General features: G+C 65.6%; 22 protein-coding genes. 7 read left to right on the forward strand and 15 right to left on the reverse strand.

Annotation, left to right across the window (positions count from 1 at the left end):
• Positions 1 to 46 precede the first annotated feature (46 nt).
• The 7 genes from ACOOGG_RS12230 to ACOOGG_RS12260 all read right to left on the reverse strand — a co-directional run bounded on the left by ACOOGG_RS12230 (position 47) and on the right by ACOOGG_RS12260 (position 9,215).
• Complete coding sequence (locus ACOOGG_RS12230; protein WP_420435404.1) at positions 47 to 1,228, reverse strand: DUF1214 domain-containing protein; 1,182 nt, start codon at positions 1,226 to 1,228, stop codon at positions 47 to 49.
• A gap of 93 nt (positions 1,229 to 1,321) precedes the next feature.
• The gene (locus ACOOGG_RS12235) at positions 1,322 to 1,615 is read right to left on the reverse strand and encodes a hypothetical protein (RefSeq protein WP_420435406.1); all 294 of its coding nucleotides are present in this window, start codon (positions 1,613 to 1,615) and stop codon (positions 1,322 to 1,324) included.
• A gap of 127 nt (positions 1,616 to 1,742) precedes the next feature.
• Positions 1,743 to 4,175 carry an efflux RND transporter permease subunit gene (locus tag ACOOGG_RS12240; RefSeq protein ID WP_420435408.1) on the reverse strand — a complete coding sequence of 811 codons (2,433 nt, stop codon included), beginning with the start codon at positions 4,173 to 4,175 and terminating at the stop codon, positions 1,743 to 1,745.
• Between the two features lie 129 nt (positions 4,176 to 4,304).
• Positions 4,305 to 4,661 carry an aspartyl protease family protein gene (locus ACOOGG_RS12245; protein ID WP_420435410.1) on the reverse strand — a complete coding sequence of 119 codons (357 nt, stop codon included), beginning with the start codon at positions 4,659 to 4,661 and terminating at the stop codon, positions 4,305 to 4,307.
• Between the two features lie 49 nt (positions 4,662 to 4,710).
• The gene (locus ACOOGG_RS12250; protein WP_420435412.1) at positions 4,711 to 6,303 is read right to left on the reverse strand and encodes a class I adenylate-forming enzyme family protein; all 1,593 of its coding nucleotides are present in this window, start codon (positions 6,301 to 6,303) and stop codon (positions 4,711 to 4,713) included.
• 3 nt (positions 6,304 to 6,306) lie between these two features.
• Entirely contained in the window at positions 6,307 to 7,560 is a 1,254-nt protein-coding gene (locus ACOOGG_RS12255; RefSeq protein WP_420435414.1) for a cytochrome P450, read from the reverse strand.
• An 89-nt stretch (positions 7,561 to 7,649) separates the two neighbouring features.
• Positions 7,650 to 9,215, reverse strand: coding sequence for an acetolactate synthase large subunit (locus ACOOGG_RS12260; protein ID WP_420435416.1), 1,566 nt, complete (start codon positions 9,213 to 9,215; stop codon positions 7,650 to 7,652).
• A 94-nt stretch (positions 9,216 to 9,309) separates the two neighbouring features.
• Here ACOOGG_RS12260 and ACOOGG_RS12265 point away from each other — a divergent pair, with 94 nt between their 5' ends.
• Positions 9,310 to 10,902 carry an FAD-dependent monooxygenase gene (locus ACOOGG_RS12265; protein ID WP_420435418.1) on the forward strand — a complete coding sequence of 531 codons (1,593 nt, stop codon included), beginning with the start codon at positions 9,310 to 9,312 and terminating at the stop codon, positions 10,900 to 10,902.
• 35 nt (positions 10,903 to 10,937) lie between these two features.
• Positions 10,938 to 11,885 carry an HpcH/HpaI aldolase/citrate lyase family protein gene (locus ACOOGG_RS12270; protein ID WP_420435420.1) on the forward strand — a complete coding sequence of 316 codons (948 nt, stop codon included), beginning with the start codon at positions 10,938 to 10,940 and terminating at the stop codon, positions 11,883 to 11,885.
• A gap of 25 nt (positions 11,886 to 11,910) precedes the next feature.
• Here ACOOGG_RS12270 and ACOOGG_RS12275 read toward each other — a convergent pair whose 3' ends face one another.
• The 4 genes from ACOOGG_RS12275 to ACOOGG_RS12290 are packed head-to-tail and all read right to left on the reverse strand — an operon-like array spanning position 11,911 to position 14,379.
• Positions 11,911 to 12,396 (reverse strand): MaoC family dehydratase, encoded by a 486-nt coding sequence (locus tag ACOOGG_RS12275; protein WP_420435422.1) that lies wholly within the window; start codon positions 12,394 to 12,396, stop codon positions 11,911 to 11,913.
• Between the two features lie 9 nt (positions 12,397 to 12,405).
• Positions 12,406 to 13,617, reverse strand: coding sequence for an acyl-CoA dehydrogenase family protein (locus tag ACOOGG_RS12280; protein WP_420435424.1), 1,212 nt, complete (start codon positions 13,615 to 13,617; stop codon positions 12,406 to 12,408).
• 2 nt (positions 13,618 to 13,619) lie between these two features.
• Positions 13,620 to 14,123, reverse strand: coding sequence for a MaoC family dehydratase (locus tag ACOOGG_RS12285; protein WP_420435426.1), 504 nt, complete (start codon positions 14,121 to 14,123; stop codon positions 13,620 to 13,622).
• Complete coding sequence (locus ACOOGG_RS12290) at positions 14,104 to 14,379, reverse strand: DUF1971 domain-containing protein (protein ID WP_420435428.1); 276 nt, start codon at positions 14,377 to 14,379, stop codon at positions 14,104 to 14,106. The genes ACOOGG_RS12285 and ACOOGG_RS12290 overlap by 20 nt, the downstream gene beginning before the upstream one ends.
• Positions 14,380 to 14,456: 77 nt before the next feature.
• Here ACOOGG_RS12290 and ACOOGG_RS12295 point away from each other — a divergent pair, with 77 nt between their 5' ends.
• The 5 genes from ACOOGG_RS12295 to ACOOGG_RS12315 all read left to right on the forward strand — a co-directional run bounded on the left by ACOOGG_RS12295 (position 14,457) and on the right by ACOOGG_RS12315 (position 19,669).
• A complete protein-coding gene (locus tag ACOOGG_RS12295; protein ID WP_420435429.1) occupies positions 14,457 to 15,260 on the forward strand; it encodes a maleylpyruvate isomerase family mycothiol-dependent enzyme in 804 nt (267 codons plus the stop codon).
• A 33-nt stretch (positions 15,261 to 15,293) separates the two neighbouring features.
• Complete coding sequence (locus ACOOGG_RS12300) at positions 15,294 to 16,559, forward strand: alpha/beta fold hydrolase (protein WP_420435431.1); 1,266 nt, start codon at positions 15,294 to 15,296, stop codon at positions 16,557 to 16,559.
• 51 nt (positions 16,560 to 16,610) lie between these two features.
• Positions 16,611 to 17,492, forward strand: coding sequence for an SDR family NAD(P)-dependent oxidoreductase (locus ACOOGG_RS12305; protein WP_420435433.1), 882 nt, complete (start codon positions 16,611 to 16,613; stop codon positions 17,490 to 17,492).
• A 153-nt stretch (positions 17,493 to 17,645) separates the two neighbouring features.
• Entirely contained in the window at positions 17,646 to 18,815 is a 1,170-nt protein-coding gene (locus ACOOGG_RS12310) for an ATP-binding protein (RefSeq protein ID WP_420435435.1), read from the forward strand.
• A gap of 20 nt (positions 18,816 to 18,835) precedes the next feature.
• Positions 18,836 to 19,669: an MOSC domain-containing protein gene (locus tag ACOOGG_RS12315; RefSeq protein WP_420435437.1), complete on the forward strand. Its 834-nt coding sequence runs from the start codon at positions 18,836 to 18,838 to the stop codon at positions 19,667 to 19,669.
• A 38-nt stretch (positions 19,670 to 19,707) separates the two neighbouring features.
• Here ACOOGG_RS12315 and ACOOGG_RS12320 read toward each other — a convergent pair whose 3' ends face one another.
• The 4 genes from ACOOGG_RS12320 to ACOOGG_RS12335 are packed head-to-tail and all read right to left on the reverse strand — an operon-like array spanning position 19,708 to position 23,234.
• Positions 19,708 to 20,568 (reverse strand): phytanoyl-CoA dioxygenase family protein, encoded by an 861-nt coding sequence (locus ACOOGG_RS12320; RefSeq protein ID WP_420435439.1) that lies wholly within the window; start codon positions 20,566 to 20,568, stop codon positions 19,708 to 19,710.
• A gap of 42 nt (positions 20,569 to 20,610) precedes the next feature.
• Entirely contained in the window at positions 20,611 to 21,945 is a 1,335-nt protein-coding gene (locus ACOOGG_RS12325; RefSeq protein WP_420435441.1) for a hypothetical protein, read from the reverse strand.
• Between the two features lie 7 nt (positions 21,946 to 21,952).
• The gene (locus ACOOGG_RS12330; protein ID WP_420435443.1) at positions 21,953 to 22,552 is read right to left on the reverse strand and encodes a hypothetical protein; all 600 of its coding nucleotides are present in this window, start codon (positions 22,550 to 22,552) and stop codon (positions 21,953 to 21,955) included.
• Between the two features lie 16 nt (positions 22,553 to 22,568).
• On the reverse strand, positions 22,569 to 23,234 hold the full coding sequence (locus ACOOGG_RS12335; protein ID WP_420435445.1) for an SOS response-associated peptidase: 666 nt from the start codon (positions 23,232 to 23,234) through the stop codon (positions 22,569 to 22,571).
• Between the last annotated feature and the right edge of the window lie 45 nt (positions 23,235 to 23,279).

Consider the following 23,279-nt stretch of genomic DNA (forward strand, 5'->3'; position numbering starts at 1 on the left):
TCCCACCGCGGTCGCAATCCACGGGAGCGAAGCCCAAGAAACGTCCCTAGCGGCGGAAGCGGAGTGCTCGGGATCGGCGGCGGACGGCGATTTGGTCGGCCCGCTGTCGGGGGGTGGATCGCGCGGTTGACTCCGGGAGGTGCTGGTCGATCTCAGCGAAAGGCACCATTAGGGCCTCGGGGGTGGGCATGGTGGCGCTCATCACCCAGCGGAAGGCGATGAATGCCTCTGAGCGGCCCTCGGTGTCGAGCCAGTTATGCACACCGGGGTCGCGGTGGGCCACCACCAGCCGGAACCGGCCGTCGGGATCAGCGGCAATCTGGGCGCTGTTGAGGCTCACCGTGCGGTTGGCGAAATCGAGCGACTCGAACCACCCATAGCTGTAGACGACAAACGACCAGTACCGGGCCTCGGGCACATCGCAGGTGACGACCATCGCCTCGTCGGGGCATAGCTTGAAGTCGCACCCGCCGTATCCGACAGCCGCCGCCCCTTCGGCCGACGAGAACGGGCCGTAGAACTCGTTGGGAGTCGAGTTCTGGCGGCCGCCCTCCATGAGCTGGTTCCAGAACACCAGGCCATCGTCAGCCCAGGCCGCGGCCCGCAGGAGTGCTTCGGCCAGCTCGCCGGGTACCGGCGGCTCGGAGTGCTGTCCATTGCTGCCCAAGCGCTCGATCAAGAATCGCCCGGGCTCGTCATTGGCCCAGTCCGCCACATACTCCCGGATCGAGATGTGGTCGGTGTGGGCATCTATGGGCAGCCAGTTGCCGTCTCGGTGGGTGGCGCTGACCTCGAAGCTGAAGCTGCCGTCGGCTTCCACATCGAAGTCGTCGCTGGAGCGCTCCGCGGTGATCCCCATGGTGCCCTGGTGCATCTCCCCGTGAGCGCTTTGGACCACAAACAGCGCCCCGGGCGGCAGCCACCCGTCAATCCGGTAGACGTGATCAGCGCTGACCGGTGCCCGCCAGTAGGTGTTGTCCACGTTGGGGCCGCCCCAGCACATCACGTCGTCGTTGTGGCGGTAGAAGGAGGGCAACGCCGGATCGGCAAACTCCACCTGCTCCAGCAGCCCCCGGATAAGCAGTCGGCTCAAGTGCCGATAGCCCTCGGCCTGGTCGGAGGCCCCGCTGGGAAAACCATCTCCCACAAGGCGGTCTCCCGACGCCTTCAGCCGGTCGCAAAACTCCCGCCATGCCGCGGCTGGCCCCACTGTTTGTTCATGGTCCACACAGCAACGGTACCGAATTCTGCCGCCCCTTCCCCTATGGACTTGAGGCGCCGTGACACCCCGCTAGTCGTTGTCGGTGATGGTACCGGTGGCTTATGTGAAGCCCGAGATGGCGGTGAAGGTGCTGTTGTACGCGTACATTCTGAGCGTCTCGGGACCTTCGGCGGTGTTGTCGTCGACGAACGGCACGACGATCTCGACTTCGGTTTCGCCCGGGCTGATCGTGAACACCCGGTAGGGGATCGTGAAGTCCTGGCTGTATTCGGCGGTGATGTCGAACGCGCCGTATCCCAGCTTGATTTCCTGGTCGCTGGCCCTGGAGAGGGTCGCGACGAAGCGCAGCCCGTGGGAGTCGCCTTCGTTGGCCGAGGCGTCGGTCACGCTCAAGGTCAGCGGCCCCGACAGTCCCGACCGGGGGGGGGGTGCGAGTGCTTGCTGATCCCCTCACAACAGCGTACCCGCCCCAAAACGCACTATCCCACCCCTCAAGGGGCGACATCCAGCCAGGGCGGCCTCAGTGGGCTTCTTGGCGCCAGCGGTGGTAGGCGGCCCAGATAACCAGCATGGGGGGCAGAACCACTACCGCTGCGATCAGGGAGTAGATGACGGTGACCGCGGTGAGCAGGCCGAACTGGCCCATCGGTGCGATCGGGCTGAACATCAGCACCATGAATCCCAGAGCCGTGGTGAGAGCAGAGCCGATAAGGGCTCCGCCGGTGGTGCTCATGGTGGTGTTGATGGCCTCGCTGATCGACTTGCCGTGGTCCACCTCTTCGATAAAGCGGTGGGTGACGTGGATGGTGTAATCCACCCCGATCCCGATGGAGAGCGCGGTGATGAGGGCGGTGATCACGTTGTAGCTGTAGCCGAAGAGCACCATGGTGCCCAGCACCCACACCAGCACCATCAATATGGGCAGCACCGACAATATGGCCAGCATGGGCCGGAACTCGGTGATCCAGAAGAACAAGACCAGCACCACCAAAGCGGCCACGATGGTCAACATGATGGAGGTGACCTGGCTCTCGGTGAGGCTGTCGGTGACCTCCAGCGAGGTGATCTCGTTGGCCACCGGGGTGATGTCTTGGTCGTCGCCGAACCAAAGCCCGTCCACGTCGGAGAACAGCTCTCGGGTGCGGTCGGCGTTGCCGGTGAGGGCGTTGAACTGCAAGATGGTGCGGTCGTCGCTGCCTGCCGCGCCCAATGCCACCACCGAGTCGAAGCGCTCTGGGTCATAGCTGCGCATCAGCTCGAGCACCCGGTCGATGGCGGCGTCTTCGATTACCAGTGGGCCGGTCTGGCCGAGGGCCAGCTCTTGTTGGATTTGGGCCTGAACGTCGGCGGGCAAGTCGGCGAAGTAGGTGCCAATCGAGTTGGTGATGGCGCTGCTGACCGCCTCGGGCCGCTGAGAGGGGTCTTCGATGGCGGCGGAGAAGTCCAATATGTTGCGCAGTGTGCGGTCGTTCGACATGTCTGCTTCCACCAGCACGGTCACCGGCTCGGTGTTGCCGCCGAGGTTCTCGGCCATGAACACCGCGTCTTCTTTGCTCTCGGTGCCGTCGGGGATGAAGTCGGAGGAGTTGAACTCGGTGCCGAGCTGAGTGGTGAGCGCCATGAAGAACACGGTGACGATGCCGGTGGCCGCCAAGATGACCGAGGGGCGGCGCACGGTGGCGCCGCCGATGGACTGCACCAGCTTGCCCGCGCCGGGAATGGCCTGGTCGATGGGCCGGATCTGGGGCGTCTTGCCCTTGGCCTCGCCTCGGCGGTCCAACAGCGAGCGCGCCGCTGGCACCGCGGTCAAAAACACGGCCAGGCCGCTGAACACGCCCACCGCGGCCACAACGCCGAAGTCGGCCAGCCCCGAGATGTCGCCGAACAGGTTGGTCAGGAAGCTGACGATGGTGGTCACCCCGGCCAAGCCGAGCGGCAGCATCACGCCGGCCACCGACTTGGAGATGCCCTCGGTGGTGTCGGCGCCCCCGGCGCGCACCTCTCGATAGCGGGAGGTGACTTGTATGCCGTAGTCCACACACAGGCCGATGAGCATCACCGGCACCATCTGGGCCAAAACGCTGGGCGCGCCGATGAGGTCGAGCCCGTCGGGGCCGAGCAGGCCTTGGAAGCCGAGCGCCCACACGATGGTGAGGATCAGCCCGCCCATCGACAGCAGAACATCGGACAACTGGCGGAAGAACAGCACCAGCAGCACAGCGATCACCAGAAACGCGGCCAGCATGAGGTTGCGGGTGGAGCTCTGGCTGGAATCGTCGGACTCCTTGTCGCTCTTGCCCAGAGAGGCGGCGCGGGCTGATTCCAGCTCGGCCAGCGGCACCTGCTTCACCGCCTCGTCCACGGCCAGTTGCGCCTCGGCCAGCCCGTCGGGATCGCCGTACGCGTTCACCGTGACGATGCCGATGCCTCCGATCACGTTGCCCGCCGTGTCGCGGGCCAAGATCTCGTCCAGAAGCTCGGCCAGTGCGGCGTTGGACTCGTCGGCGATGGCTGCGTCTATCTCGCCTTGGGATGCCGCTGCCAGATCGACGCTGCGGGGGTCGCCGCCGGGGCCGGCCAGCATGGCGGCCAGCACGTGGCCCGGCGAAGTGGGCGGCCGATCCTGGAACCGGAAGCCGGCCAGATCGGGATGGCCTGCTGCGGCACCGGTCGCCGCTAGGGCGTCAGAGGCGCCCGCGGGGCTCAGCACATCGCCCCGCAGCACCACCTGCATCACCTCGAGCTCTGCGGAGTCGGGGAAGCTCTCGGCCAAGTTGTCGATGGCCTCCACCAGCTCGCTGCCCTCGGGCAGGAACGCATCAGCCACGTCCGCGGTGTCGGTGGTTCTGGTGAAACCCACCACCGCCACCACGGTCACCACCAGCATTGCCGCCAGCGCCGTCCACGGCCGGTTGCCCACCCAGCGCCCGTACACGCCGAAAAATCTGCTCACACCCGCCCGCCTTCCACCTGTCGAGTCCTGCCAAACGCCTTCAGCACTAGCTCAGGCTAATGGATCAGGCCCCATGTTCGGGAACCGGGTGCAGTCACGTACCGGTGCGGGTGAGTACGGCCAAGACCTTTAGTACATGATGAGGTTGGTGGGAACGAGTCGCTGGGAAGTGGGGTCTGCGGCCAGGGCGAGGCCCTCCAGCGTATAGGCGCCCAGAAGGGCCGGGGCGTTGTCGGCGCCAAAAGCCACCACGGTCACCACGCTCTCGCCGTCGATCTCTATCCAAGCCTGGCCAACTTCCATGTCCACCGGCTTCCCGTCGGCCAGCAGGAACCGGCGTCGGGCAATGGGCTCGATTCCCAGCTCTTGGAGCTTGCGGCGCGGCAAGGTGGTGTAGGTGGCACCAGTGTCAACCATGGCCTCGGTCTCAAGCGATCGACCGCCGCCCATTGGCGTGAGCCTTATCGGCCATGTGAACGTTCCCATAGTCCAACCCTACCCGGCGGATATGCGGATCAACGGGGGCGGGCGGGGTTCAAATGGTGCGGTCGGCGTTGTCCCAGTAGGGGGCGCGCAGGGCTTTCTTGTCGATCTTGCCGATGGGGGTTCGGGGCAGTTCGCCGACGATGTCCACCGACTTGGGGGCCATGACCGACCCGACCGCCTGCTTTGTCTGGGCGATGATGTCGGCTTCGGCGAGGCCCGCGCCTGGGTGAAGGCAGACGACGGCCTTCACCTCTTCGCCCCAGCGGTCGCTGGGCACCCCGATGACCGCTGCTTCGGCGATGCCGTCGATGTTCTGGAGGGCCTGCTCGACTTCACTGGAGTAGACGTTGTACCCGCCGGTGATGATCATGTCTTTCTTGCGGTCGATCACGTATATGCGTCCGTCGTCGTCCATCACGCCTATGTCGCCGGTGAGGTGCCAGCCGTTGCGCCGGATTTTCGCCGTTTCCTCCGGGTTCTGGTAGTAGCCCTCCGACACCATGGGTCCCTTGACCGCGATCTCGCCGCGGGCGCCGGCCGGGAGCGGGTTAGCGTCGTCGTCGACGATGGCGACGGTGGACAAGACCGTGCTCCGGCCCACCGAGCGCAGGGCGGCGTCGTTGAGGAGCTCGCCGTTGACGTCGCCGTCCACAAAATGGTCGGCGGTCTCGCGCTGCGCGATGAAGATGGGGCTCTCGGTTTGTCCGAACCCGCCTACCATGACCGGGCCGAACATGTCGAAGGCCTGGCGCAGGCGCGGGATCGACATCGGCGCCGATCCGTAGCTGAAGCGGCGCAGGGAGCTGAAGTCGGTGGCCGGCGCGTCCGGGTGGTCGAGCAAGCTGTAGATGGCGGTCGGAGGGAGGAAGACGTCGGTGACGCGCTCTTGCTCGATCGCTTGGAGTATCGAGGCTGGGTCGGGCGCGCCCAAGATGACCAGCCGGGTGCCGGTGCCCAGCGAGATGACCGCGGCCCGCCCGCCGACGTGGGTCATCGGCGCGGCGCACAGCACCACGCGGGTCCCGCCGCGCCAGCGCTGGCGGCCGGCCCACGCCATGGCCACGAAGTTCCGGTGGCTGAGCATCACCCCCTTCGGGGTTCCGGTGGTGCCGCCGGTCTGGGGGAGCATGAGAGTGTCGCGGCCGTCGCGCTCGACGCTCGGCGCAATCGGGGAGACGTCGTCGAGCCAGGCTTGCAGCGAGTTGGCCGGTGCATCGTCGGTGGGGACGAGGATCGCGTTGCCGATAGTCTCGGCCATCTCGCCCATCTCGGCCGCGGCATCGGCGAACACCGGCTGGTGGAACAGTGCCCGGCAACCGAAGCGCGACAGGATCTCGACGTTGGCGGCCGGTGTGTTGCGCGGGTTGAGGGGGACCCACACCCCACCGGCCCGCAGGATGCCGAGCGCGACGGCGAACGCGGTGATGCTGTTGGCGCTGTAGACCCCTCCGAGGTCGCCGGGGGCGAATCCGTCGCGCAGCAGCGCGTTGGCGGTGCGGGCAGACATGGCATCGAGCTCGGCGTAGGTGAGCTGGTGGCCCTCGAAGACCGCGCAGACCTTGTCGGCGTGCTCTTGGAATGCCTCGTCAATGAAGGGAAGGAACGACCGGTCGAAGTCGGCCGGATCGAACGCCGACGCCATCGCCTAGTGGGCCACAGGGCAGGTGAGGACCGGCATCTCGTTCAGCGCATTGAACCAGGAGCTGTACATCGGCGTCGGCTTATCGGCGAGCGCGATGTCGGGAAGCCGGGCGTATAGCTCCTGGAGGATGCACCGCAGTTGGAGCCGTGCCAGGCTGGCGCCGAGGCAGAAGTGGGCGCCGGTGCCGAAGGCGAGGTGCTTGTCGGCGTTGGGCCGCAGGATGTCGAACCTCTCCGGATCTTCGAAGACGTCTTCGTCGCGGTTGGCGGAGATGTAGGACATGTAGACCTTTTCGCCCTTGGCGATGTCGACGCCGCGGATGGCGACGTCTTCTGTGGCTGTGCGGCAGAACTGCATGACCGGCGGCGAGTACCGGAGCACCTCTTCGATGGCATTCGGCAGCCGGCCCTCTAGGTCTTCGAGCAGAAGAGCCTTCTGGTCGGGGTGCTCGTCCATGAGCCTCACGAAGTGGGCGGTTGTGTTGCGGGTGGTCTCGTGGCCCGCAATCGACAAGGTCTGGAAGAACTGGGTGATCTCGCCCTCGCTGAGCTTGCGGCCGTCCACCTCGCCGTGGACGTACTTGGAGATCAGCGTTTCGTCGGGAGCGTCTTTGCGGGATTTGACAATATCGTCGAGCAGCAGGAACAGGTTGATCTGATCCTCGACGAAGTCGTCGTTGAACTCGAAGCTGGCCGTTGCGTTGCCTAGCTCTAGGTACTCGTTGCGCCGGTCTTGGGGCACGCCCATCAGCTCGCACAAAAGGATCATGGGTAGCTCGGCGGCAACGTCGAACACGAATTCCGCCCGGTCGCGCTCGGCTAACTCGCTGACCACCTTCGCGGCCTCCTCGCGGATGTGGGGCTCCATCGCCGCCACCGACCGGGGGGTGAAGCCCGGCTGGACCAGTCGCCGGAACTGGGTGTGCTGGGGCGGGTCCATGCCCATCAAGCCCGCTCGCTGGGCCGCCAAGGCCATCGGGCTTTGCTTGACGTCAATCCACAAGATGGTGTTCTCCCAACAGGAGAAGCGCGCCGTGTCCTTGGACACTGCCGCGACATCCTCGTATTTGCTGAGCACCCAGAAGCCGCAGGGCTCGTACTTCTCCACGTCTCGGAGGTAGGCCCCGTCGGCCGGGGGAGGATTCCAGAACACCGGCGCCTCTCGGCGAAGCACCGCGAAGTATTCGAAGGGCACTCCGCCGGCCTTTACCATGTCGCCGCTGCTGGCGAGGTTGATGTCACCGGGGTTGAGCGTCAAGGCAATCTCCAATCGCTGTCATGAGTTGCTGTAATGGGCCAGGGCGCATTTGACCACCCCGCATCGGCGGGAGCCTATCGCGCTCGGCGCTATGCGATCTCTGCGGCGATCAGGTGCGGACCGTCGTCGGCGAAGGCCGCGGCCAGGGCGTCGTCGAACCCGTGGGCGGTGTTGGCGGTGGTGGCGGGCACGCCCATCGAGCGGGCCATCCCGGTGTAATCGATCGGCGGGTCGCTCAGCGACAGCAGGTGCTGTGCGGTTGGGCCGGGAGCGCCGGCGCCGGTGCGGGCAAGCTCGATGTTGAGGATGCGGTAGGACCGGTTGACGAACACGACCGTGACCACGTCGGCGCCCTCGCGCGCCATCGTCCACAGCGCCTGATTGGTGTACATGGCAGAGCCGTCGCCAACCAGGCAGAGGCCCTTGCGCTCAGGAGCGGCGATGGCCGCCCCGAGGGCGACTGGGAGCCCCTGGCCGAGTGCTCCGCCGGTCAAGGGCATCCAGTCGTGCGGGGCGGCCGATGCGGTGGCTGCCCAGGTCGGGCCTACGCTGGTGCCGGCCTCGTCGGACACGAACGCGTTCTCCGGGAGGTGGCGGGCGATCGACAGCCCGATGCTCTGCATGGTCAGCTCGCCCGAGGGCGCGTCGGGTATGACGAGATCAGAAACGCGAGCACCATCGGCTTCGGTGGCGCCGAGAGCGTCGGCCAATTGGGCCAGGCACTCGGCGCTGTCGGTTTCGGGGCCGCCCAGCGAGATCACCTCGCAGCTGTCAGGGGTCAGCTCGCAGGGATGGTTCGGATAGGCGAAGAACGCGACCGGCGATTGGGCCTCGGCGAGAACGATCACATCGGTGCCGTCCAGGCTCTCAACGACACGCTCAGCGAAGTACTGCATGCGCTCGGGGGCGTAGCGACCGGCGCCGCGCTGGAGCCGGGGGAAGAAGAACTCGAACAGCACTCGCACACCGGTGCCGGCGAGGCGCCGGGCTGCTTCTAGGCCAGCGCCGGTCAGCGCCGAGCCGGTCGTCAACACAGCGGGGCTTCGGGCGGAGCGCACGGCTCTGGCGGCGCGCTCGACCGCGCCGGCGCCGGGTCCGCGACGCACTGGCGCGGAGAGCTGCTCGGAGATCAACGCTCCAGACTGCCAGGCCACGTCGGCCGGCAGGATCAGTGAGACCGGCCCGGCAGGGGCGCTGAGGCTGGCATGCCATGCCTCGGCCGCCAGTGGCCCCGCGTCCTCAGGGGCTGCTGCGGTTCTCAGCCATGTGGAGTTCGGCTCGGCCATCGCCCCGATGTTGGAAGTCAGCGGCGCGTCGTTGGTGAGGTGGTAAGTGGCGTGATCGCCGATCACATTGATCATCGGGGACCGGGCCCGCCGGGCATTGTGGATGTTCGCGCCCCCGTTGAGATAGCCGCTGCCGAGGTGCAAAAGCGTCATCGACGGGTTGCCGCCCAAGCGGGCATAGCCATCGGCCGCCCCAGTCACGACGCCTTCGAACAGTCCGAGGATCGAGCGGATCCGCGGTTCGCCGTCAAGCGCGGTGACCGTATGCATCTCGGAGGTGCCCGGGTTGGCGAAGCACGCGGTGACGCCGTGGTCGGCCAGGGTGCCAACGAGGGCCTGGGCACCGGTCAAAGACGCAGAAGGCTGCATGACCACTCCTTTTCTGCCATGGCGGACCACTGGCCAAGCGATGATTGTATCGTGACGTAGAGTCATGCAATGAGGCGTTGGATCGGGGAGAGCGATGGCTGAGGTTCCTGTTTGCATCATCGGCTGCGGCCCGATCGGGCTCACCGGAGCGCTGCTGCTGTCGCGCCATGGCGTGCCGTCGCTGTTGGTGGAGCGGCGCAGCGAGCTCAACAACCACCCCCGATCCCGCTTCGTCGACACCAACACCATGGAGCTGTTCCGCGAGTTCGGCATCGAGAAAGCGGTCGAGGCCACCGGCCTCGGGCCGGCCTGGACGGCCTACAACCGGTGGTCCGACACCTTGGCCGACGAGCCGTACGCGAACATTCCAAGCCCCACCTTCCTCAGCGTTCCGGGGCCGAACAGCCCGTGCATCCCCGTGATGACGGTGCAGGACGAGGTGGAGGCCGCGCTGATGACCCGGGTTGTGGAGGACCCGATGATCACGGTCCGGTTCGACACCGAGGCCATCGACCTCGCCCAGACCGACGACGCCACCCAGCTGACCCTGCGCGACACCAGAACCGATGAGCGACAGCCGGTGACGGCGCAGTACACCATTGGCGCCGACGGGCCGGGCAGCGGAACCCGCGAGGTGATCGGCACCCATCTCGAGGCCGAGCCGCGGCCGATCCACTCCCAAGATGTGATCTTCCACGCCGACTTAGATGCCTATGTGGGGGAGCGCAAGGGTTCGCTGCTGTACACCACGAACCCCAAGGGCCTCGTGATCTTCCAAGCTCTCGACGGGCGTCGGCGTTGGCGCTGTCAGATCGTTGTGGGCGACGAGAATCTGATCTCCGAGGAGGCGGTCAGCGATCGCATCCGTGCGGCTCTGGGCACCGAGGACGATGTCGGGTTCGAGATCATCAGCATGCGCATGTGGCAGCCCACTCCGGGATGTGTGACCCGGTTCTCGCAAGGCCGCATCTTCTTGGCCGGCGACGCCGCCCATGTCTCGGTTCCCACGGGGGGGATGGGCAACAACACCGGATTCGCCGGTATCCGCAACCTGGCCTGGAAGCTGGCCTATGTCGTGCGGGGTCTGGCGCCCGAGTCGATTCTGGAGACCTACGAAGCCGAGCATCGGCCCATCGCGGTCGAGCGAATCGACTGGGGGGTCAGCACCACCGACTACATGGGCCTGATGATGGCCGGCCGCCGGCGAGGAGAGGACATCACCGAGCACATCCAGGCGACCCATCAGTACGCCGACTACGACCATTTGCTGCTCGGCTTCGAGATGTCGTCTGATCTCATCGCCCCCAACGCCGAGCCCGCACCGCAACTCGAAGACCCGAAAACCGGCTTCACCCCGCTGGTGCGCTCGGGACGCCGCGCCCCCCATGTGTGGGTCGACGCCGATCAGTCCGAGTCCGTGCTCGACTGGTACGGATCGTCCTACGTGCTGCTGGTTGGGGCGGAGTGCTCCCTTACCGCATCGCAAGCCGCCCTCGCCGATTTGCCATCGGGCGGCGTGCCGGTTGCGGTGCGCCAGCTCCCAGCCGGCATCTCCTCCGGCCCGTACGAAGCCGACGCCTGGGTGCTTGTGCGGCCCGACGGGATCATCGCTTGCCACGGGACGGACTCCGGCGGTTCGCCCGACCCCTCGGAGCTCCCGGCCTATCTGCCGAATCGCACCGGCTGATCTGTCGGCGCGCGCCAATTATCAAAGGAGGATACATGAGCAGTTATGAGAGGGAGAGGCCGGTGCGGGTGCGGCGGTCGGAGCTCTCCACTCCAGGCCACTCCGAGAAGATGATCGCCAAGGCGGCGCAGAGCGACGCCGACATGGTGTTCTTGGATCTTGAGGACGCGGTGGCACCTTCGGCCAAGGTGGACGCCCGCCGCAACATCATCGCCGGGCTGAACGAGCTGGACTGGGGCGACAAGATCCGCTCCTACCGGATCAACGGCGTCCACACCCAGTGGTGCTGCGACGACATCGCCGAGGTGGTGACCGGCGCCGGGGCCAACATCGACGTGATCATGGTGCCCAAGATCAAAGGGCCCCGCGAGGTGTGGTTCGTGGACGACATGTTGACCCAGCTGGAGCTGAAGCTGGGCCTGGAGGTGGGCCGCATCGGCATCGAGTGCCTGGTGGAGGAGGTGGAGGCCCTCCAGACCGTGGACGAGGTCGCCCGGTGCAGCCCCCGCCTCGAAGCCCTCACCTTGGGGGTGGGCGACTTGTCGGCCAGCCAGGGGATGCGCCTGGGCCACATCGGGGTGACCGACGGCGACGCCGCCCTGCGCTATCCGGGAGATGTGTGGCACTACGCCCGCACCCGGATGATCGTGGCCTGCCGTTCTGCGGGGCTCGATGCCATCGACGGTCCTTACGCCAACTTCGCCAACCCGGACGGCTATGAGCGGAGCGCGGCCACGTTCTCAATGCTGGGCGGGGTGGGCAAGTGGTGCATCCACCCCAGCCAGATCGAGGTGGCCAACCGGGTGTTCGCCCCCAGTACCGAGGAGATCGCCGAAGCCCAGGGGGTGGTGGACGCAGTGCGCGCCGCCGAGGCCGAGGGCCAGGGAGCGGCCAACTACAAGGGCATGATGATCGACGCCGCCACCACCCGCCTGTTCGAGGTAACCCTCGACCGCGCCCGCCAATGCGGGCTCATCGACTGAAACAGTTTCTGTCGGTTCTGCGGCCTCACGCTTGCCAGTGGCTGGCGCGCTTGATCAGCACCAGGCGCTCCAGTTCGCACACCACATCGCCGTGCTGGTTGCGGCCCCAGTGCTTGAAGCGCACGATTCCAGCATCGTCTCGGTCGGGCGCGTCGGAGGCTTCCAGCACCTCGGTGTAGGCGGTGATGGTGTCTCCGTGATGCACCGGCTTTTTGAACCGCACCGCGTCGAGCCCGAGTTCGCAGAGCGCGTTCTCGGCGGTGTCCTGGCTGGTGAGCCCCACTGTCATCGAGCCTGTGATGAGCCCGAACACCAGTCGGCCGTCGCCCAGTGGTGATCCGGCCAGATACTCCTCGTTCCAATGCGACTGCGCGGTGTTCATCACCTGCTTGGAGATGTAGTTGTTCTCCACCTCGTCAATGGTGGCCGAGCGGGCGTGGCGCATCCGCTGGCCCACCGTGAAATCCTCGAAGTAGTTATTCGAGCCGGTGAGATCGGAGGGTGCGGCCATTGCCCAGTTCTAGCGCAACGGCGAGGAGGGAAGCAGGTGGTCGGAGATGATCCGCTGCATAATCTCGCTGGTGCCCTCGAAGATCTTGGTGAGCCTGGCGTCGCGCCAGTAGCGCTCTATGGGGAAGTCGGTGGTGTAGCCGGCGCCGCCGTGGATTTGGAGGGCCTCTGAGGTCACCTTCTCCGACATCTCCGATGCCAGGTACTTGGCCATCGCCCCGCCCATGTCGGACTTCTCACCGGCGTCGGCGTTGGCCGCTACTTGGTACATGAGTGCCCGGCATGCCTCGATTTCCGAGGCCATCTTGGCGATCTTGAAGCGGGTCACCTGGAAGTCGCCGATGGGCCGCCCGAACTGCTCCCGCTGCTGGGCGTAGGCAATGGAGTCTTCCAGCGCGCCCCGGGCCAGGCCGATCGAGCGGGCCGCGGTGTGAATGCGCGGGGTGGTCATGGCCGCTGCGGTCTGCTTGAAGCCGACATCGTCAGCCGTTTCGGCCTTCTGGGAGCCCACCAGGCAGTCGTCGGGCACAAAGCACTCGTCGAATGACAGCTCGAAAGTTCGCCACCCGTGATAGCCGATCTTTCTGATGGGGCTGCCCGACACCCCCTCGGGAAACGCCCCCGGCGCCTTGTGGACGGCGAACTGGCGGATGCCGGAGTGGCGGTGGGCGGGGTCGTAAGGCTTGTTGCGGGCCACCACCAGGATGCAGTCGGCCTGGTCGGCGAAGGTACACCACATCTTCTGGCCGGTGAGCAGCCAGCCGCCGTCGGTCTTTTGGGCCCGAGTGCGAATCGAGGCGATGTCGGATCCGGCGCCGGGCTCCGACATCGCAAAGCAGCCCAGCCATTCGCCCTTGGCGGCGAGCGGCAGGTACTTCTCGCGCTGGGTGGGATCCAATGACAGGGCCATCCCGGAGCGGGCGATGATGCTGGCCACGCTCAACCACGCTCGGGACAGCTCCTCGGTGATGAGGGCGTACTCGAACACGCCGAGACCGAGGCCGCCGTAGCGCTCAGGCACCATGATGCCGAAGAACCCCAGCTCGCCAAGCTGTTGGCGCAGCTCGTCGGGTATGAGACCGTGTTCGGGGTCGAGGCGGTTGGCGACGGGGAGAACCCGGCTCATGGCGAAGTCGCGGGCCATCTCCTGAATCGCCACCCGATCTTCGGTGCGGTAGGGCGCCGGGATTGGCGGACGGGGGTCGACCAGAGTGCGGGGCACCGTCAATCGCTCCTCGGGGGGCGCCTTTTGGCCACCAGGTTGGTGCGCTGGAACTCGACCACCAACTCGCCGTTTTGGTTGCGGGCCTCGGTCTGCCAGGTGACGATACCGGTCTGGGGCCTGCTGTCAGAGCTGCGGGCCTCGATCACCCGGGAGGAGGCTGTGAGCGTGTCGCCGGGATGCACCGGGTGGTGGAATCTCACGTTTTCCATGCCCAAGAACGGCCCGCCGATCTCGCTCAAGTCCTCCACCGACAGGCCGACTGCTGTACACAGCACCAGCATCGGGTTGACCACCACATCGGGGTGGCCGTGGGCCTTGGCGAACTCGGCATTGAGGTGCATGGGGTTCCAGTTGCACGTCGCCGTGGAGAACAAGGCGTTGTCGCCGGCGGTGATGGTGCGGCCCCAGTGGTGGGCGAACTCCCGCCCCTCGGGGAAGTCCTCGAACTGATGGCCGTGGACAACCGCGGGAAAGCTGTCGAAGTCAGGAGTAGAACTGGACATGGAACACCGCATCTTGTGCTGGCTCGACATGGTGGCTGACATCGGGAGGTATGGCGACGCGCCGCCCCGCGGTCACAGTCACACTTCTAGACGCCTCGTCGGCGAATTCTACCGATCCCTCTTCGACGACCAGCTCGGCCCACACCGAGGTGAGGTGCGCACGGCCGAGCGCGGGCGGCATCGATTCCGCCGTGAAACTCGGGGTGCGCCGGCCGGGAACGGCCGCCTGGGGCACTTCGATTGGATCCGCAGTCACGACCGATGCCGCCTCCCGTTGCCGAACTGGCCGCCCTGCCTCTTGACAGGCAGCGATTAGAGGTAAAGCATAAGCCGGTGACCATAGAGGGTGTTGCCGCACTACGGACTTTCCATAACAGGATCGTCGAGGTTGCCCAGACGTTCTCGGAGGAAGAGTGGATGGCGCCCTCGGCCTGCCCAGGGTGGCGAGTGCGCGATGTGATCGCCCACATCGGGGCGGGGGCGCGCAGCATCATCGATCCGCTCCCGATGCCCGAGGAGCGACTGCCGCTGCCCGCCAACCGGGAACGGGAGCACGATGTGCATGTGGACATCCGCCGAAGCTGGACGGTCGCCGAGGTGATGGACGAGTTCGAGCGGTTCGGCGCCGAGCGGCTGGAGCGCCTACCGGGGCTTCAAGAGGAACCGCTGGCCTCCACCGAGATTGAGGTTCCGGGGCTGGGCACCTATCCCATGCACGCTGTGGCCAATGGGTTGGCCTTCGACTGCTTCTGCCACCTCTACCACGACATTGTTGGGCCCGCTGGCCCGATCCAGCGGGAGCTGGCCGCACCGACCCACGAAGAGATGCTGCCGGTGGTGCAGTGGATGATGTGGGGACTGCCCCAGATGCAGGGGCCCGAGCTAGACGACTCGCTGTTGGCGCCGACCACCATCTGCCTTACAGGCCCCGGCGCGAGCGAGTGGACTGTGCGACGGCCCGACCCGGCGGGCGGGTTGGTGGTGGAATCCGGTGGCGGCGGTGAGGTGGTCGTCACCTCGACCGCAGTCGATTTCGTATCGTGGGGCACGGGTCGCTCAGCGTGGCACACCGCATGCGAAGTGGAGGGCAACATGGCGGCGGCGACAGCCTTCTTGTCTACCCTGGACATCGTTTAACAGCTCTTTAGAAGCAGCCGGAGTACCAGTCTGATGAGCACCATCGCCCCTGACCCGATTGAATTCGCTGCGGCCTGTGCAGCCGATGGCGAGATGCGCTTGGCTGTCCGCTACTGGACGGGCGGGCTGCGGTTGGGCATCGGCGAGGCGTGGACCGGCTTCACGGTGGCGGACGGCGAGATCACCGCAGGGGTGCCCGCCGAGGGTGACGGGGTGATCGCCATCACGGGGCCGGCGGAGCTTTGGGCCCCCCTTATGGAGCCTGTGCCGCCCAGGTACGCCCAGATCTCGGTGTTGCTGGCCCTCGGCGATATGGGTCTCCAGCGGGGCCAGACCGACCCGCTTTTGCTGTGGCAGTACCTGCCTGCGGTGGAGCGGGCCAGCGAGCTGTTGCGGGCGCCCGGCGGCGACCGGCCGACGAAGGTAGACGAGAGCGGCCCCCTGCCCCGACACGACAGCCCCGTGGGCAGATACATCCATCTTGAGATCGACGGTGTCGACCACCGCATCTACTACGAGGAGGCGGGTTCGGGCATCCCCCTGCTGTGCCAGCACACCGCAGGGGCCAACAGCCTCCAGTACCGGCATCTGTTCGAGGCGGCTGAGATCACCGACCGCTTCCGCCTGATCGCCTACGACCTTCCCTACCACGGCAAGTCGGTGCCGCCTGTGCAGCCCCGGTGGTGGGAGCAAGAGTATGAGCTGCGCGGTGAGTTCCTGCGACAGGTGCCCTTGGCGCTGGCCCAGGCCCTGGGGCTGCATCAGCCGGTGTTCATGGGCTGCTCGGTGGGAGGGCTTTTGGCCCTGGAGCTGGCGCTTCGCCATCCCGGCGAGTTCCGGGCAGTCATCGCCCTCGAAGGGACGCTTCACATCGGCGGCAACCGGGAGGACTTCTTCGGCTTCTGGCACCCGCAAGTGAGCAACCACTCCAAGGCCCGAATGATGGAGGGGCTGTGCTCGCCCACCTCGCCTGAGCCGTACGTCAAGGAGGTGTCGCAGGTGTATTCCGCCGGGTGGCCGCCGGCGTTCTCGGGCGACCTCTTCTACTACATGGAGGACTACGACATCCGCGACCGGGCCGGCGAGATAGACACCTCAGCCACCGCGGTCCACATCATGAACGGCGCATACGACTACACCGGCACCGTCGAGGCTGGCCGGGAGGCCCATCTGGCCATCGCCGGATCCACCCACACCGAGATGGCCGATGTGGGACACTTCCCGATGCAGGAGAACCCTGAGGCATTTCTGCGGTATCTGCTGCCAATACTGGATCAGATCGAAGCTCTGGAGAACTGACGCCGCCAGGATAAAACCGCTAGAACAGGACCAGCAGAACAGGAGGAGTCCTTGGGAGCTCAAATCGAGGGAAGGCCGGTGGTGGTCACCGGCGGAGGAAGCGGCATCGGAGCGGCCTTGGCGCTGGAGGCCGCAAACCGAGGCGCCGGCCATGTCGCGGTTGCAGACGTGGATCTCGAGGCTGCCGGGGCCGTGGCCGACAGCATTGTCGCCAATGGAGGATCCGCGGCAGCCCTCCGGTGCGACGTGACCGACACTGCGGGAACCGAAGAGCTGGCCCAGGCAATCGCCGCCGACCACGGTGTCCCAGGCCTGGTGTGTGCCAATGCCGGGGTGATGTCGGCGTTGGCGCCGCTGCTGGATACCGCTTCGAGCGATGTCGAGTGGGTGGTCAGGGTCAACATTTTGGGCACGGTCAACACGCTCCAGAGCTTCGGCCGGCTCATGGCCGCCAGCTCAGAACAGGGCTGGCTCATGACCACCGGCTCAGAGCACTCCGTAGGCGTTCCCCACCCCAATGCCGGTGCTTACACCGCCTCGAAGCATGCACTGCTGGGATTGTGCGACGTGCTGCGCGCCGAGCTGCCCGACCACGTCGGGGTCAGCTTGGTCTGCCCCGGTCTCACCTCGAGCCTTCTGTGGAACTCCACCCGCCAGCGCCCCGATCACTTGGGCGGCAGCGCAGACAACGACCCGGGCGTGGGGGCGTTCATGGAGCAGATGGGCATGAGCGCAGAAACCGTCGCCCAGCGAGCCTTCGACGGATTAGCGGAGGGACATTTCCTGATTCCCACCCACTATCACCCACGCGCCTACGCCGAGCAGCGGGCCAGCGACATGGCCGAGGCCTACGACCGACTGTCCAAAATCGATACCGCCGATTACGACCTCAACAGAACTTTCGCCCAGTTCTTGGAGCAACTAGCCGACTGACCCGAGAGCAAGCTCTAGTACGGAGTGTGGTGGCCCTCGAAGGGAGGTCCAGTTCTGACTCTCGAAGCTGTTTGTCCAGCGCGAACCTCACTGTCTAGTTGGCTGATTAAAAATTGAATTTTGAATCAGCCAACTTTGTTTAGACTTGAGATCATGATGATCGACCGGGATCTGGCCCCGAGACTGGAGCAGGCAGCGCGGAATGCGCCAGCGATCACGCTCACGGGTCCACGCCAGAGCGGGAAGACCACCCTCTGCCGGTCGGTGTTTCCCGACCATCCCTATGTCAGCCTGGAGGCGACCGATGTTCGCTCGTTTGCGACTGATGATCCCAGGGCGTTCTTAGCCCAGTACCCAACAGGGGCGATCATCGACGAAGTGCAGAGGGCACCCGACCTACCGTCGTATCTCCAAGGTCTCATCGACGCCGATCCGGCACCAGGAGGCTGGATCCTTACCGGTTCGCAGCATTTCTCTCTGCTTGAGTCGGTCAATCAGTCGCTGGCTGGCCGTACTTCGGTTCACCACCTGCTGCCGCTCAGCCGCGGCGAGGCGATCCGCTTTCCCCGCTACCCCCAGAGCTTGGAGGAGGCGCTCATCACCGGGGGCTATCCCCGTATCTATGACCGAGGCCTCGATCCAACCGAGTGGATCAGCTCGTATATCGCCACCTACCTCGAGCGCGACGTGCGAACGTTGCGGAACGTGGGAGACCTCTCAGCGTTCGCACGGTTCGTCCAGCTTTGTGCCGGTCGCACCGCGCAGCTGGCCAACCTCTCGTCGTTGGCCGACGACTGCGGGGTGTCCCAGCCGACGGCAAAAGCCTGGCTCAGCATCTTGGAAGCCAGCTTCGTGGTGTTCTTGCTCCCGCCGTTTCACTCCAACCAGCGAAAGCGCCTGGTCAAGATGCCCAAGATGTATTTCTACGACACTGGCCTCGTCTGCCACCTCCTGGGCATCCGCTCCCCCCTGCAGCTCGTCTCGCACCCGCTCAGGGGTCCGATTTTCGAGACGTGGGCCGTTTCAGAGATTGCCAAGCAGCGTACGCATCAAGGGCTGACCCGGGGCCTGTCGTTCTACCGCGATCGCAGCGGGACCGAAGTCGACCTGGTAATCGAGCACCCTGAGCGAGTCGCTCTGATCGAGGCAAAGTCCGCTGCCACTCCGTCAACCAGCTTTCTCAAGACCGCCCGTCGGGTTGCTGCCCATCTTCAAGGCCTGCACTCGTGCGACCTGACTGCGGTGTACGGAGGTGACCAGCTTCAAGAGCGAAGCGAGGAGAGCTTGGTTCCCTGGGCACAATTGCACGAAGCAGACCTTTAGAATCCTGCTGGAAGCTCTGTATGACGACTTATTCGATATCTGAGCTGTGGCGGTATCCCGTCAAGTCGATGGGCGGGGAGAGGGTGGAGAGCCTGGAGCTTCGGACTAGCGCGGTTGTCGGGGATAGGCGGTGGGCGGTGCGCAATACCGAAACCGGCAAGATCGCCAGTGCCAAACGGCCCCGACCTTACGGCCATCTCCTCTCATGGAGCGCCAAGACCCTGGCCGATGGCGGGCTGGTTGCCGTCGCGCCCGACGGCCGGGAGTTCGCCGTGGGCAGCGGTGAGCTTGATGCCGCATTGAGCGAGGCGCTCGGTGAACCCATCCAAGTGGTCGAAGTCGAAGAAGGCCGCGAGGAGACCTACGCCAGCGAGTGGCCGGAGATTCCAGGCACTGTCCTCTCCGATGTGGAGATCGATCTGCCTGTCGCTGCGCTCACCGAGAAGACCTCGTTTGTCGACGCCGCCGCTGTCCACATCATCGTCAACCAGTCGATGGTGCACCTTGCATCCCTGCTGGACGGCGTCACGCTCGGTGTCGAGCGATTTCGCCCCAACATCGTGCTCGACGCCCACGACGACACCGGTTCTGGGGAGTTCGCTGATCTGGCCTGGAGAGATCTCGACATCAAGATCGGCGACGCTGAGCTTCGGATCGGCGACGCCACCCCCCGCTGCGTGATGACCACCTTGGCCCAGCCGGCCTACGAACAGGCAAAAGGCGTCCTGCAAGTGCTCGCTGCCACCGCCCGCAAGGAATTCGACTTCGGGGCCTTCGCCTGCTTCGGTACCAACGCCGAGATCACCATGGCGGGCACCATCAGCCTCGGCGACACGCTCACCGTCCCCGACTGATTGCTAGTCCTGTGACAATCGCCTGCTTCGGTGGGCGATTAGAGCTCTCCCGATGCGAGCATGTCGGCGGGGATCTTCATGTCTAGGGCGCCGAGGTAGCCCCCACCGTCGTTGATGGCATAGTGAACGTCGTAGCCGAGCAGCTCTTGGGCCCGGCGGGGGAGGGTGCGGGCGATGTCAGGGGGTGTGGCTAGACAGTTGTTCTCCTCCGAGCGCAGCCAGCCCAGCATGTAGCTCAGGTGGAAGGCGGGTCGGTGCTGGTTGGCAGTGGAGTTGGTGCCGGCCCCGTGGATGGTCGAACCCAGGTAGATCACCCGGGAGCCGGCGGGCATCTCAGCATCGGCGAACTCGTGGGGCTCGGGCTGGCGGTCCATCTCCCAGCAGTGGCTGCCGGGCACCACCCGGGTGGCGCCGATTTCCTTGGTGAAATCGCACAGCGCGGTCACCGACGACAGCTCCATCTCCGGGCTGGGCTGGGGCATGTGTACCCACACGTCCTCGTCCCGGTGGGGAAACTGGGCTTGGGCCCCCGGTCCCACCATCAGCATGTGGGCCACGTTTACTTGGATGTCGGCGCAGTTGGGTCCCAGCACCGCGTCGGCGACGTCGAGCATCAGCGGGTGCAACAGCACCTCGGCCACGAAGGTGGGCGATTTGGAGGCCAGCCCGGTGACGTGGCGGGTGTGTTCGCCGAAAAAAGCAGCGATTGTCGGGCTGATGTGAGTCCGGTTGGAGTCGGGCTTCTCGACATAGGGCATCAGCTCGGCGAGGATCTCATTGATCACCTCGTTGCTGAAGCACTCCTCCACAATCACGGCTCCGTCGGCACCGAGCACCTCCAGCACGTGCTCCAGCGGCTCATCGTCTTTCAGGTGGACCAATTCGGCTTGGGTTGCCATGCCCCACTGTATTCTGAGTTTGGGCGCCTCGGTCGTGCTCGCTCAGGCCTTTTGGAGGAGCCAGAGGCCGACCACGCTGTAAAACACCATGACCAGGAGCATGGGCCGCTGGGCCCAGGTGGCCTCACTGGCGTCACTGGTCTCCACGGCGCGGTCGTGGGCCACCAGCACCGCGGCGATGTGGCCAACGACAATGGCTGAGAACTGCACCCAGGCGATGGCATCGGTGGAAACCAGGAAGAAGTTCACCGCCCAGTCGGCGGTTCCGAACCAGTTGGAGCCGCGGTCGAACGGATTGGACAGCAGGCGCAGGAAGTTCTGGCCGCCGTCGAGCACTAGCAGTGAGAAGTAGTGGGCCACGGTGTATCCCAACACGATGGGTACCAGGGAGTGGGCGAAGCGCCGGGCCACCTCGGCTGCGGTCTGGTTGGTGAACCAGCCCACAGCCAGCGACCCCAGGTAGTAGAGCGCCGCCATGATGGCGATGACGATGATCATCCCCAAGGTGTTGATCCCGGTGGCGGTCCATCCTCGGTGGGTGCCCACCAGATCGGGCCACAGGGTGCTGCCGGCCAGCGAGTCGAACGTGGTCCCGCCCAGCACCACTAACAGCACGGCTAGCAGGTCGAGGCGGGGGGCAAGGGTCGTCAGCCCCGACAGGGGAGGCCTCAGTCGTATGGCACCGGTGTCGTCCCGGTACAGCGGTGACATTCGGGCCAGCAGCGAGAACAGCACTCCGAACCCGTCGGCTTGGCGCAGCCAGCGCCGACCGTACACTGCCGATCCTCCGACCATCCCCACCGTGTAGGCGATCATGGCCCCGCCGACCGCGGTGTTGGTGGTGCCGTCGTGGTAGCAGAGCTCGAAGAACATGAACCATCCCAGCGCCACCACCGCCGGCCAGTAGCCGCCGGGGATCTCGCCGGTGTCGTCGATCTGGGGCAGGCCCAGCTTTCCCGCGGCCCACTCGATGGCTCCGGCGATGGTTTCGAAGGGGTTGAGCACCCGCCACACGTCGCCTAACACCGCGGCCACCATCGCCATTCCCACCCAAAGGGCCACATATACCGTGAGGGGTCCGAACCGCTGGCTTCCGACCTGCGAATCGCTGACGCTGCTGGCCAGGGCCAGCACGAACAGCGCCAGTGAGGCCAAACGGGCCGGCACCGCCACCACATCGAGCACCCGACCGAAGGCCATGCCCAGATTCCGGCCTGAGGCAGCCGTCGGCAGCCAGGCCCGATGCCAGAAAAAGCTCAAGCTGACGAAGGTGGCCATGAGGGCCACGGCCGCGCCGATGCCGAACAGATAGAACGGCAGGGGCAGATCGCCCCGCGACCCCACCCCGTGGGCTAAGACGGTGTTGAGCATGGTCACGCCAGAGTTATCCCACCTGGAGCTCCATCACCAGATCTCCGTGGTGGTGGGTCTCCACCTCGAAGATACCGGGGATGTCGGCCTCGAAGGTGATAGTTCCAGGCCGGCCGGGGGAGAACCTCACCACCAGGTCGTAGCCGTGGATGTGGAGCTCGTCGGTGGTATCGCCAAACACGATGATGGTGACGGATTCTCGGGCGTCGATCCGATGGCGCTGCACACCGTCCACCGGCTTGCCTCCGGCCACCTCCAACTCGATGGTGGTGCCTGCATCGGCGGTCGGCGTGGGTTCGGGGGTGGGCTCGGGCGTCGGATCGGGGGTGGAAACAGGAGTGGCTGAGGGTGCTTGAGTCGGCTCAGGCCGCGTGGGCTCGGGTGTCGGCGCTTCGGTGGGCCGAGACGTGGTCGCGGCAGTCGGCTCCGCGGTGGGCGAAGGAGTGATCGACGAGGTGGCCATCGGGGTGGCTTCGACTGTGGGAGCCGCCGTGGCCTCAGCGGTTGCGGAGGGCGAGACCCCAGTGTCATCGCCACCGCAAGCGGCCATGACTAGGGCGATCGAGGCAAGCAGGCAAACCAACCGGGTCGTGCCACTCTGGGCGGTTCTCATAGGGGAGACTTCGTGCTCATTGGACTGGTGCAGCAACCTCGGGGATGTCGTTGGAGGCCGAGTTGATCAGCTTAGAGACCTCAAACGCCTCCATGGGGTCGTCTGGGTAAGGCTCGAGGAGTTGTGTCAACGCGTCGCAGTCGTCGAGGGTGCGATCCAGCCAGATGTCCTCCGCCTCTTCAGGCAGAATGACCGGCATCCGATGGTGGATGGGTCTGAGCAGGTCGTTGGCCTCAGTGGTAATGATGGCGCACGAAGAGATTCGGTTGCCGTCGGGGTCGCTGGTGATCGACCAGAGTCCGGCGAAGGCGAAGGGCTCACCGGACCGCATTGTCACCCGCATGGGGCGCTTGGTGCTGCCGACCTGCTGCCACTCGTAGAAGCCATCAGCCAGCACGAGACATCGCCGACGCCCCAGCGAGTCGCGGAAAGTGGGCTTCTCGGCCACCGTTTCCGCTCTGGCGTTGATGATGGTACGACCGAGGTGGCCGCCTTTCGACCACGATGGGATCAGCCCCCAGCGTATGAAGCCGGCTCGACGAGTCTCGCCGCCGATGACGGTGAAGACTTGCTGGGTGGGGGCGATGTTGTATCTGGGCTGGAAGATCTCTTGTTCGCTATCGAATTCAAACCGCTCCGCAAGCTTTTGCAGGCTGGCGGTCAGGCTGTACCGGCCGCACATCTCGATCCCATTATGAGCCTGATCGGGACCACCGACCAATCCCCG

Source organism: Candidatus Poriferisocius sp., from assembly GCF_965214065.1.
In the GTDB taxonomy this organism is placed as follows: domain Bacteria; phylum Actinomycetota; class Acidimicrobiia; order Acidimicrobiales; family Bin134; genus Poriferisocius.